6 protein-coding genes are annotated in these 12,596 nt (G+C 65.0%); 1 reads left to right on the plus strand and 5 read right to left on the minus strand.

Annotated elements, in window-relative coordinates:
* Positions 1-9: 9 nt before the first annotated feature.
* Genes mtgA through R3C13_RS13510 form a run of 3 tightly spaced genes read right to left on the minus strand, consistent with a single transcriptional unit; the run spans position 10 to position 2,847 of the window.
* Positions 10-1,080: a monofunctional biosynthetic peptidoglycan transglycosylase gene (gene mtgA / locus R3C13_RS13500; protein WP_371311355.1), complete on the minus strand. Its 1,071-nt coding sequence runs from the start codon at positions 1,078-1,080 to the stop codon at positions 10-12.
* A complete protein-coding gene (queG, locus tag R3C13_RS13505) occupies positions 1,077-2,192 on the minus strand; it encodes a tRNA epoxyqueuosine(34) reductase QueG (protein WP_371311356.1) in 1,116 nt (371 codons plus the stop codon). The genes mtgA and queG overlap by 4 nt, the downstream gene beginning before the upstream one ends.
* The gene (locus R3C13_RS13510; RefSeq protein ID WP_371311357.1) at positions 2,173-2,847 is read right to left on the minus strand and encodes a glutathione S-transferase family protein; all 675 of its coding nucleotides are present in this window, start codon (positions 2,845-2,847) and stop codon (positions 2,173-2,175) included. The genes queG and R3C13_RS13510 overlap by 20 nt, the downstream gene beginning before the upstream one ends.
* 122 nt (positions 2,848-2,969) lie before the next feature.
* Between R3C13_RS13510 and R3C13_RS13515 the strand changes: the two genes are divergently transcribed.
* The gene (locus R3C13_RS13515) at positions 2,970-5,699 is read left to right on the plus strand and encodes a M1 family metallopeptidase (RefSeq protein ID WP_371311358.1); all 2,730 of its coding nucleotides are present in this window, start codon (positions 2,970-2,972) and stop codon (positions 5,697-5,699) included.
* Positions 5,700-6,299: 600 nt separating this feature from the next.
* Here the strand turns inward: R3C13_RS13515 and R3C13_RS13520 are convergent.
* Both R3C13_RS13520 and R3C13_RS13525 read right to left on the minus strand, forming a co-directional pair.
* A complete protein-coding gene (locus R3C13_RS13520; protein ID WP_371311359.1) occupies positions 6,300-11,021 on the minus strand; it encodes an NAD-glutamate dehydrogenase in 4,722 nt (1,573 codons plus the stop codon).
* Positions 11,022-11,367: 346 nt separating this feature from the next.
* The gene (locus R3C13_RS13525; protein ID WP_371311360.1) at positions 11,368-12,492 is read right to left on the minus strand and encodes an AI-2E family transporter; all 1,125 of its coding nucleotides are present in this window, start codon (positions 12,490-12,492) and stop codon (positions 11,368-11,370) included.
* Between the last annotated feature and the right edge of the window lie 104 nt (positions 12,493-12,596).

Raw genomic sequence — 12,596 nt, forward strand, 5'->3', positions numbered from 1 at the left:
GGTCTGACATTAGGGATCCAGCGGACGCGGGCGGAGGTCGACAGGGCCTTCGCCCGTTTCTTCATCCGGCTCTGGTTCCTGTGCCTCTTCCGTCTCCGGAGCATCGTCTCCGCTGCCGGCATCGTCGAAGACGTCCTGCGCGCTTTCGAGGAAGGCGTCGAACTCGTCCTGAGGTTCGGCTTCCAGTTCCGCATCCGGCGCAGGCGCTGACTCAATCACGTCCTGCGGCACAGCTTCCGGACCCTCGTCGGGTGCTGGCGGCAGGTCCGGCAGGACGGGCCGGGCGGCGGGCGTTTCGGGACGAACCTCGCCGGGCGCCGGGGACGGAGACGGCTTCGGCGTCACGGTTCGCGGTGCAGGATCATCGCCCAGCACGCAATTGACGAGCCCTTCAGACTGCACCACACGCATCCGCGCCTGCAAAGTTCCGGCTCGCTTGGTCACATATGGTCCCGGCGGATCGAGGCGCCATTTGTTCGGGCTCGGAAGGACCGCGGCCAGCAGGGCGGCCTCGCGCTCTGTCAGCTCGGCCGCAGACTTCCCGAACCGTGCCTGCGCCGCGGCCTCTGCGCCGAATATCCCGTCGCCCCATTCGGCGACATTGAGATAGGCTTCCATCACGCGGCGCTTGCCCCACATGCCGTCAATGAAGGTGGCAAACCAGGCTTCTGCCCCTTTGCGCGCCATGCCGCCACCATTCCAGAGGAAGACGTTTTTCGCCGTCTGTTGGGTGATGGTGGAAGCGCCGCGCAGGCTCTTGCCCTTGTTGTACTCGTCGATGGCCTTCTTGATGGCGTCGACATCCACGCCATTATGCTCGCAGAAGCGGGCATCCTCCGCGGCGATCACGGCGCGCACAAGATGCGGGGAAATGTCCTCGATCGATACCATCTGCCGGCGGAGCTTCTCACCTTCGAAGGACCGCTGAACCATCAGCACCGTGCCCGGCACCGGCATGACTTTCAGCGCCAGTGCATAGAGGTGCACGCCGACAAACACGCCCAGAACGAATTTGAGCGCAATCATGGCCCAGTCGTAGAAGTTCGCCGTCAGGCGCGAATTCGATTTCCTGCGGCTCATGTCACGGCGGCCCATTCCTGTCTGACATCCGCGTCGCCCTCGGTAGCCAGATGTTTCTCGCGCGCCACAGATGCGGCATCCGGATCGAGTTGCAAGAGGGCCCAGACAGCTGCACCCCGGACAAGGGCAGACGCATCCGCGAGCAGCGGCACCAGCGACGCGGCGAGCCTCTCTTCCCCCGAATTGCCGATGGCAATGCAGACATTGCGCACGAACCGGTCCCGCCCGATCCGCTTGATGGGCGAGCCGGAGAAGACTTCGCGGAACGCCGCATCGTCAAGCGCGGCCAGTTCGTCGAGCCCCGGCAGCTTCAGCTCCGCCCGCGCATGGAAGGCTGCCTCCTGCGCCGTCTCAGCAAACTTGTTCCAGGGGCAGACCGCGAGGCAATCGTCGCAGCCATAGATGCGGTTGCCCATCGCAGCCCGGAACTCATGCGGGATCGCGCCCTTGTGCTCGATCGTGAGATAGGAGATGCAGCGCCGCGCATCGATCTGATACGGCATGGGGAAGGCTTTTGTCGGGCAGATGTCGAGGCAATTGGTGCAGGTGCCGCAACGGTCCGCCTCCGGAGGATCGGGTTCGAGCTCCGCCGCGGTCAGCATCACGCCGAGGAAGAACCAGCTGCCAAGCTCACGGCTCACAAGGTTCGTATGCTTGCCCTGCCAGCCAAGCCCCGCCTTCTGCGCCAGCGGCTTTTCCATCAGCGGCGCGGTATCGACGAAGACTTTGACCTCCGCCCCTGTCTCCGCCACGAACTCACGCGCCAGCTGTTTCAGGCGCGATTTCAGCGTGTCGTGATAGTCCCGCCCCCGCGCATAGACGGAAATGTTCCCTGCCCCGCGCTGGCTCAGTGTCTCCATGGGATCATGGTCCGGCCCGTAATTGAGGGCGACGACGACGGCGCTCTTTGCTTCCGGCCACATGCCGGTCGGCGTCTTGCGGCGGTCAAGGGTGGTTTCCATCCAATCCATGGTGCCGTGCCGGCCGGCCGCGACGAATTCTTCGAGGCGCCCGCCGGCGTCCCAGGCCTCGTCGGCCCGCGCAATGCCCACCGCGTCGAAGCCGAGTGCGCGGGCCTTTGCTTTGGCGAGATCAGAAATCGAGGTTGGCATAGTGCGGCGAAGGTCGCACGGCCTCCAGCCGGTCGGCAAGCAACGGACGGAAGCTCGGCCGCGACTTTATCCGGGCATACCAGGTCTTGAGGTCCGGCACTGCCTTCCATTCGACATCGCCGAAATAGTCGACGGCCGAGAGATGCGCCGCTGCGGCAAGGTCGGCCACCGACAGGTGCCGGCCGGCGACATAGCCATTGATCTCCACCATCGCATTGAGGAAGGTCAGGCGCCCGCGCAAAGTGTGGGCGCCGCGGCGCAGCTTTTCCGAATTCGGCTCCCGGTCGCGGCGCACCCACTGCATCACGCGTTCGGTCAGCAGATTGTCCGTCACCTGTTCGAAGCCCGCCTCGACCCAGGCCCAGAGGCGCCGCGCCTCGGCCCGTTCGCCCGGATGCAGCGGCAGGAGGTGCGGCGCTTCCACGGTCTCTTCGAGATGCTCGCAGATCGCCCTTGTGCCGATCGCGATAATGTGACCGGCCGGGCCCTCCTGCACCAGCGCCGGCGCGACAGCCCCCGGCGCGAGGCGGGCGACATCCGGATGCGGCGACCAGGGCGCGGACTCAACCGCTTCAAAGGCAATACCTTTTTCGCCAAGGCACAGGCGTACCAGGCGGCCGGCAGGATCAAAGGACCAGTGATAGAGGCGCGACATCGGGCGGCATACTTTCAGAGGCTCGCTTCTGACTTAATCCACAGGAGTAAAGAACGTCTATCCGTCCCACCGATCCTGTGGTTCAAACCTTCCCATCCTTTTCAACAGCAAGAGACTTCGGAATGACCTCCAGATTGACCGCCTCGCTCCTGTCCGGCGCTGCCATGCTGCTCGTACTTGGTGCCTGCTCCACGCCCGAACCTGTTGCGGAGACAGTAGTGGCGGTCGCCGAGCCCGCCGCCCCGATCAAGCTGGAAGAGCCGCCCGCAGGCCAGCTGCCGGCCGATGTCCACCCGGTGGCTTACCGGCTCGACCTCGTCACCGATCCCAACAAGGAATCTTTCTCGGGCCGTGAGGAAATCGACATCATGATGGATGGCGCCCATGCCCGGATCTGGCTGCACGCCCTCGGCCCGGATGTTTCCAGCCTGAAGGCCCTCCTGCCCGACGGCACCGAAGTGGCGGGCACGTTCACCTCCGGCATCAACGAGGATGGCCTTGCGCGCATCGATTTCGACACCCCCCTGCCCTCCGGCGCCGCCACGCTGGTGATCGAATATACGGCGCCCTATGACCGCAACCTCGCCGGTCTCTACAAGGTCGAGCAGGCCGGCCGTCCTTATCTCGTCACCCAGATGGAAGCCTATGATGCGCGCAAGATGTTCGTCTCCTTCGACGAACCGCGCTTCAAGACGCCCTACTCGCTGACCGTCACGGCCCCGGTCGGGATGGCGATTGCCGCGAATGGCGCGCTGGAAGCGAAGGACGATGCCGAAGGCGGCATGGTGCGCTACACCTTCAAGACGACGCGCCCGATCCAGTCCTATCTCGTTGCCCTGATGGTCGGCCCCTATGACAGCATGACGGCCGCCCCCATTCCGGCATCCGACCTGCGTGCCGAGCCGATCCCGCTGCGCGGCTTTGCCGCCGCCGGCAAGGGCGCGCAGTTGCGCGACGCACTGGATGTTACGGACGAGATGGTCGACTGGCAGGAGACCTATTTCGATTATCCCTATCCGTATGGAAAGCTGGACCTGATCGCCGCGGCGGACTTTGCCTATGGCGCCATGGAGAATGCCGGCGCCATCGTCTATCGCGAAGCGGCGCTGCTGATCGACGACAAGACATCCCTCGCCCGCCGCCGCGCGATCTATTCCACTCATGCCCACGAACTGGCGCACCAGTGGTTCGGCAATCTCGTTACGCCGGCCTGGTGGGACGATATCTGGCTGAACGAAGCCTTTGCCACCTGGATGGCGACCAAGACGATGAACGGTATCGAACCGGATGGCGACTGGGATCTGACCCCCGTGCTGACCAGCCTGTCCGCGATGCCCACCGACAGCCTTGCCTCCACCCGCCAGATCCGCAATCCGATCGTTGCCACAGGCGACATCAACGATGCCTTCGATTCGATCACCTATCGCAAGGGCGGCGGCGTGCTCAACATGTTCGAGACCTATCTCGGCGAAGAGGCGTTCCGCGAGGGCATCCGCCTGCACATGAAGCGGTTTGAAGACGGCGTGGCGAACACGGACGATTTCATGCAGAGCCTTGCCGACGGGTCCGGCGAGCCGGGCGTTGTCTCGTCCTTCCGCTCCTACATCATGCAGCCGGGCATTCCCTTCCTCGATGTCTCGCTTTCCTGCCCTGCCGACGGTGCCGCAAGCCTGACCGTGACGCAGAGCCGCTATGCGCCGCTCGGGTCTACGGTCGACGTTGGCGCGCAGCTCTGGGAAGTGCCGTTTGCCGCGCATGTGAAGGATGCAAGCGGCGAGCACACGGTGCGCCAGATGCTGACCGGCAAGACGACCGACATCGCGCTTGATGCGGGCTGCCCCGACTGGGTGATGCCGAATGCCGGCGGCGCCGGTTACTGGCGGTTCGTCACCGATACGGCCCAAGGCGAGGCCTTGCGTGAGGATTTCGCCAGCCTCTCCGGCGGCGAACAGCTGATGCTGCTCGACTCGCTGATGGCAGGCTTCGATGCCGGCAAGGTCAGCGCGGCCGAGATGATGGACGGCGCCGAAGCCGGTGCCGGCGGCGTACCGCAGGCGGTCGGGGAATCGCTCGATATCGTCGGCAAGCTGCACGGCCTGCTCAGCGATGAGGGCCGCACGCGCCTCGCCGGCTGGGTCGAGACGACCTATGGCCCGGTCTGGGAATATCTGTCCAGCCGCCCGGCGCCGGCCATGTCGGAGGCCGAGCGCCTGCTCGCCCCGCAGGTCTGGAGCACGCTTCTGACCTATGGTCAGCGTGCGGATGAGCGCAAGGCCATGGCCGACCGCGCCACGGCCTATCTCGGCATCGGCGGCCCGCCGGATGCCAACGCCCTCGCACCGGAAGACCTTGGCACGGCCATGGGCATCGGCGTGCGCGAAAACGGCCGCGCCTTCTATGACGGCGCCATCGCCTATCTCGCCACGACCCAGAACCAGACCGAACGCGCCACCATTCTGGGCGCGCTGGCCGGAAGCGGATCTAACGAAGTCCTTGCCGACCTCTTCAAGCGCTCGCTGGGCGACGAGATCAGCGGCAGCGAATTGTGGACCGTCTACACGTCCGCCATGGGCAACGAGAAGGCCCGCCCGGCCTACTGGCAGCTGGTGAAGGATAATTTCGGCAACCTTGTCGCCAAACTGCCATCGGTGCGCCGCGCGGCGAGCGCTGGTGTCACCGGCAATTTCTGCACCGCCGAAGAGGTGGCCGATGCGGACACCTTCTTCAAGAGCCAGGCCGACCTGATCCCCGGTTACGAGCGCTCGCTCGCCCAGGGCATCGAGCGCGGCACGCTGTGCGCCGCCCGCAAGGAAGCGAAGGCCGCCGAGGTCGAAGCTCTGTTCGCGGAGTAAGCGGCGAATCCCTCACTCCCCTTATCCTCCCCCGTGCAACGGGGAAGGATAAGGGACCGCCTGCACTTGAAGCCGGACTGGCTGGAAGCCATCCGGGGATAAAGGGCCGAGGCGCGGCGGGCGCCGTGGCGCTCCGCCAGTGATAAAAGGTAGGCTACGGATTGGAGCGTTACCGCCCGCCGCGCCGGAGATGGAGATTTCGGATCGCCGCCGGCGCGCCTCATCGCATCGGCCGTCTTGCAGGGCCGAGGTCGCAAAGGCCCGGACGGTGCTGAGCACCGAGGCCGGGCACAGACCAGCAAGGGACAAGCGCCCCAAACCGGATCTGCCGGGGAGGTCATCGGTCTTTGTCGGTCGTGTTTCCACTTCCTCCGCCGGACCAGCTTTCCTAGACGCGGTCCCCGGCCGTTACCCCGGAGCCCCCGCCACTCTCTCCATTCCTCCCCAACACAAACCGAACGGTACCGGCCCGGCCCCTGTGCAAGGGATGCGTGGAAGATAGGCATGTGATCGCACTGGTCGGATAGATTTCCGCCCATGCCCGGTTTGCGCAGCGGTCTGGCAGGCCACGAGCGGGGGATAGAGGGCTCGCCCCTCCCCCTATCGCGCCATGAATTGGCGGACAGCGTCGGCGGAAAGGGCGAACTTGGCGAACGACCAGGACTTTTCCTTGGACAGGGCCGAAAGCGTCGCCAGCAGATCCTTGCGTCCGTCGGCATGCGCCGCGAGCCAGGCCTCTGCCCCGCCTTTGGCGATCGCGTCCTCGCAGGCAACGGCCTGCAGATGGACAAGCTCGCTGACGAGGCGGCGGCCGGCGACACGATCCCAGAAGCCTGCCTTCGCAAGCCCCTCGCGCGCCGAGGCGCGCATCCGGTCGAGCTTCAGCGCGTCACCGATCTGGAAGAAGCAGGCGCCGGCATCGGCCACATCTGCACCCGTGCGCGCGGCGACGTCAATCACCACGAGGCCTTGCGCGAAATGCGACATGGCAGGCGCCCAGCGGGCGAGTTCTTCCGGTGCGCCCCGCTTGGCGAGGGCACGCGCCGCCCGCTCGATCCGCGCCGCAGCGAACGGCGAATGGATCGACGGCAGGGCCGCCATGAAACGGCTGAGCGGATCGTGCGTCTGCTGAACAAGCTCTTCCATCGTGCCGTGCGGGCGCGACTGGATGAACCAGACGGCCGCCTCATGCAGCGCGGCGGCCGCCTGCAGGCGCAGCTCGGTCTGGACCTCGGCATCTATCTGGTTGTCGAGCGCGTCGACCTGATGGCGGAAATCGTCGAAATCGAGCGCCGCGCGGGCCGCTTCCATGCCGCGCACGACGCGGGCATTGTCCGCTCCCGTCACTTCGCGCAGCCGCAGGAGCGCGATCGGCCCGGCCATGTCGAGCGTGCGGTTGGCGACGACGGTGGCAATGATTTCCCGCTTCAGGCGGTGATTGTCCATCGCCTCGCCGAAGCCATCAATCGGGCTCGGGAAGTAACCCTTCAGCACGGAATGGAAATAGGGATCGTCCGGCAGGTCGGAGGCAACGAGGTCGTCGAACAGGGTGATCTTCGACCAGGCAAGCAGGACGGCAAGCTCCGGCCGGGTCAGCCAGTGGGCCTGTTCGGCGCGCACTTTCATCTCGCCCGTATCCGGCAGGCCTTCCAGCGCGCGGTTCAGCACGCCGCGCTCTTCCAGGGACACCATCAGGCGCTCCAGCGCCTCATGATCGTTCTCCGCCATCACTTCGGCGAGCGTCAACGCGGCGGTCTGGTCGTAATTGTGGCGCAGCACGTGGGCGGCGACGTCGTCCGTCATGTCGGCGAGCAGTGCATCGCGATCCCCGGCTTTCAGGGCGCCGAGGCGGATCGCTTCGGCGGCAAGGATCTTGATGTTCACTTCGTGGTCTGACGAGTCGACGCCGGCGGAATTGTCGATGGCATCGGTATTGATCCGCCCGCCGGTGAGGGCAAACTCGATCCGGGCCGCCTGGGTGAGGCCGAGGTTCGCCCCTTCCCCGACGACTTTCGCGCGCAGTTCGCGGGCGCTGACGCGGATCGTGTCGTTCGCCCGGTCGCCTGCATCGGCATGGCTCTCGGCGCTCGCCTTCACATAAGTGCCGATGCCGCCGAACCAGAGAAGGTCCGTCTGCGTCTTCAGCAGCGCGTGGATCAGTTCGTCGGGCGTTACGGAATCCTTCGAGAGGCCCGTCAGCGCCTTGATCTCTGCACTGAGGTTTATCGATTTTGCAGAGCGGTCGAAAATGCCGCCGCCAGCGGAGATGAGGCTGGCATCATAGTCGGCCCAGGTGGATTGCGGCAGGTCGAAGAGGCGCTGGCGCTCGGCAAGGTTTTTCGCGGAGTCGCCGGGGTTCGGGTCGACGAAGACATGCATGTGGTTGAAGGCCGCGACGAGACGGATCTCGGGCGAGAGCAGCATGCCGTTGCCGAACACGTCGCCGCTCATGTCGCCGACGCCGATGACGGTGAAGGGCTGGGTCTGGATGTCGGTGCCCATTTCGCGGAAGTGGCGCTTGACCGCTTCCCAGCCGCCACGCGCGGTGATGCCCATTTTCTTATGGTCATAGCCGGCAGAGCCCCCGGAGGCGAAGGCATCGCCCAGCCAGTGCCCCCTGGCGAGGCTGATGGCGTTCGCCGTGTCGGAGAAGGTCGCCGTGCCCTTGTCGGCGGCGACAACGAGATAGGGGTCTTCCCCGTCCCAGATGATCGTGTCCTTCGGCGCGACGAGAGCACCGTCGACGAGATTGTCCGTCAGTCCAAGGAGGGAGGTGATGAATTCCTTGTAGGCGTCGCGCCCGCCCTCGAACCAGGCATTGCGGTCGGACCGGTCCGGCAGCTGTTTCGGATAGAAACCGCCCTTGGAGCCGACCGGCACGATGACGGCGTTCTTCACCTGCTGGGCCTTGACCAGGCCGAGCACTTCGGTGCGGTAGTCGGCGGCGCGGTCTGACCAGCGCAGCCCCCCGCGCGCAACCGGACCGAAGCGGAGGTGCACGCCCTCCACTTTCGGGCTCGACATGAAGATTTCGCGGAACGGCTTGGGCTCCGGCAGGTCTGCCAGTTCGCGGCTGGCGATCTTGACGCTGATGAAGGCCAGCGGCTGGCCGTTTTCGCGCTGGTAGAAGTTCGTACGCTGAATGCAGAGGATGAGGTCGGCAAGGCGGCGCAGCACCTGGTCGTCGGCGAGCGCGCGGACATCGCGCAGGCTTTCCTCGATTTCCCCGCGGAGCTTGCGGCAGGCGGCTTCGCGGCCTTCGAGGCTCATCGCCGTCGCCGGGTCGAACCGTGCGGCGAATAGGTCGATCAGCTGGCGCGTAATTGAAGGATAGCGCGCGAGGGCGGCTTCCTGAACGTCCTGCGGCTGGTCCATGCCGGTCTGGCGACGATAGGCGCAGAGTGTGCGCATCAGCGCCGCCTCGCGCCAGGTCGTGCCGGCCGCGACGACGAGACGGTTGAACCCGTCATTCTCGGCTAGCCCGCACCATACGCTTTCAAAGGCGGTCTCGAATTCGTCCGCCAGCGTATCGAGGTCGATGGGCGAGCGGTCGGCCGTGCGCATCGAAAGGTCATGCACCCAGTAGACATCCGGCGCGTCTTCGACCGGCCGTTCGCCGGGGCGCACCGGATAGCCCGTCTCAAAGGCCACGAACAGGCCCATGCGTTCGAACACCGGCACACAGGCCGACAGCGGAATGGAGCCTTCGCGGGCATAAATCTTGACACGGACCTTGTCGGCATCGTCCCCGGCGCCGCGGAAGGCGCGCGCGAGGATCGGCCGCGCGGCGGACAGGCGCGCCATGGCCTCGACATCGCGCATGGCTTCTTCCGGTGGGAAGGCTTCGCGATAAGCCGCATTGAAGGCGCCGAGGAATGCCCGGGCCCCTTCCCTGTGCTCGTGGCCGAGGTCGGCGGCCATCAGCGCCTCGCGGAAGCCCTGGTCCCAGGTGCGGGAAAGCTGGGCGATGCGGGCTTCGAGTTCAACCGGGTCAGGTGTCGGGTGGCCGCGATCGAGCGCGATCTGGAAATGCACGCGGGCCATCGGGCCGGAATCGAAATAGGGCTGGAACCGTATCAGCGAGCCGGCATAGGCCTCCGTCAGGGCTTCAGTGATCCGCTCACGGAGCGAGGTGTCATAGGCTTCGCGTGGCACATAGACGATGGCCGAGACGAATCGGTCGAACTGGTCGCGCCGCACGAACAGGCGCGTGCGCGGCCGGCCGATCAGGTGCAGCGCGCCCATGATCATCGGGGCAAGCACTTTTGACGGCGTCTGGAACAGCTCGTCGCGCGGCCAGGTTTCGAGCAGATTGGCGATGGCCTTTTCGGTATGGCCGCCCGCCGTCGCGCCCGATGACGCGATCACTTTCATCACACGCCGGCGGATGAAGGGGATCGACCGGGCGGTTTCGTCATAGGCTTCCGCGGTGAAGAGGCCGAGGAAACGCACCTCGCCATTGACGCGGCCGGCCTCGTCATAGGTCTTCACGCCGATATAGTCGCACGGCACGCGGCGGTGCACGCGGCTGACCAGGGTCGACTTGGCGACGATCAGCGGGAACGGTTCCGACAGGAGCGCGCCGATCTCCGGCGTCAGCACCAGCGGTTCGGCATCGCGCGAAAGCACGTTCACGTCCTCGTCGCGCAGGAGGCCGAGATTGGAGCCTTCGATCATGATGGGCTCTTCCGGCAGCACGCCGCCTTCGGAATCGGTCTCGAAGCGGTATTCGCGGCAACCGAGGAAGACGAAATGGTTTTTCGTCAGCCATTCGAGGAAGGCGACGGCCTCCAGCGCATCGGACAGGGTCGGCTTGTCGAGTACCGACAGGCGGCGGATTTCCGCGCGCATCCGGTCTTTCATCGGCTTGAAGTCCGCCACGACGAGCGCCGTGTCGGAAAGGGTGCGCAGCGCGCCGGCTTCGAGGCGGCGGGCTTCTTCGGCGGTGAGGCGCGGCAGGTGAATCTGGATCACCGAGACCATGCGCCCTTCATGCAGGCGCACGACCGGGTGGAAGAGCGTGCGCACTTCATGCCCCTGCTCCGCACATTCGCCGAGCAGCGAGTCGACCAGGAAGGGCATGTCCGGCCCGGTGGCTTCAAGCAGACTGCGGCCAAGGGCGCCGGAAGGACCGGTCGCATCGGCGATGACACGCACGGCCTGCTGCCCTGCGGCAATGCCGGAAGCCCAGGTCCAGAGGCTTTCAGCCAGGGCCGACACATCGGCCGGGGTCAGCCCGGAGAGATCTTCATTGCCGGATTCGTGTTGAACCTGCGTCAGCACCTGCTCAAGCGGGCCGGCGGCGACAGTCTGATTGTTCATGGGGTGAGACTCACACGGGTATGAAATCGGTGTTCTGGGGTCTAGCGCGGCTCGTCTATACCTTCAACAAGATAGTTTCAAATGAAACTTTCCTGCTGCGCTTGCGAAGCCGACAAATTTGCCCCCGAAACGAAACGGGCCCGCCAGACGGGGACGTGTCCGGCGGGCCCTACAGGCCTTGATCCGCAGGCTGGGTGGGGGGACGCACGCGGAGGCCTGATTCTATATTTCGTATTGAATATTTTATCAGCAAGGGCGCCAGTGACAATTCACTTATTAAATTCCTGAAATGCTCAGCAGCTTGGTCGCCCAGTTTGTTGGTCGCGAGAATTGCCACGAAACCCCGTCAGCCTCCACCATCTTGCGCAGCGCCAACTGCAACTCGTTCCATAGGTGCGGCCGTGCCCTTCCCCTGAGGGTTGCCGTCGGCGGACAGGAGGATCGCCAGCCAGCGCGTCGCATCTGATTGCGCAAACAGGATCATCATCAGCACGGTCAACGGCGCCGACAGGAACATGCCGGGAATGCCCCAGATCACGCCCCAGATCGCAAGGGCCAGCAGCACGACCAGCGACGACAGGTTCAGCGATTCGCCCATCATCCGCGGCTGGATAAAATTGCCGATCGAGAATTGCCAGAAGCTGACCACAAGGAAGACGATGCCGGCATAAATGTAGGTGTCCTGCGGCGGATCTCCCGGCACCCAGCCCGGCATCGATGGCTGGACCAGCGCAAACAGGGGCGGCACCAGCGCCGCAACGATGGAGCCGACCGTGGGAATATAATTCAGTACAAAGATCAATGCCGACAGGAACAGCGCATTCTGCACACCGAGCGCCAGCAGGGAGGCATAGGTGAGCGCCGTGATGAGCGCGGAGATCACCGTCTGCGTCCACAGATAGGTCTCGATGCTGCGCCGGGCCTCGTCGCCGATCTCGCGCACCTGATTGCGGCTTTCGAATTCGGGGAAGATATTGTCCAGTTTCTGCGTCCAGCCAGACTGGGCAAGGAACAGGAAAGCGACATAGATGAGGATCAGCATGATGTCGCCGGAGAGGTCGCCGGTGGCATTGGCGATGGTGGCGAAAAAGCGCTGGCCGCTTTCGTTGAACACGAGTTCCTGCAGGGTCGGCGCATCGGTCATGTGGGCGAGGCCGTAAGCGTCGCGGATGAGGCCGTTGATCTTGCTTTCGTATTCGCCGGCATCGCGGCCGAATTCGCGGATGCCGTTCGCCATCAGGCCGAGGAAACCGATGAAGCCGCCGAGCACGAGCAGGATGGCGATGAAGCGCGCATGGCCGATCTTCAGGATGCGCGACCAGTTGTCGATCATCGTGGCGAAGCCTTCGATAATCAGGAACAGGAACACCGCCAGCGCAAACGGCGCGAGAATGTTCCGCCCGAGATACAGCAGCGCGATCAGCACCCCCGTCGCGATGACCCAGATTCCGGCTGTCGCAGTACGGCTCATGTCCTGTGCCCCTTCCCCGTCGGCGGCCTGCGCGTATGAGACCGGCACCAGACTAACCGAGCCCGCCCCGCAGGCAAGCCGCCTTGTCCGCAGCCAAACCGATG

The organism is Hyphomonas sp. (assembly GCF_041398385.1).
Classification (GTDB): Bacteria; Pseudomonadota; Alphaproteobacteria; order Caulobacterales; family Hyphomonadaceae; genus Hyphomonas.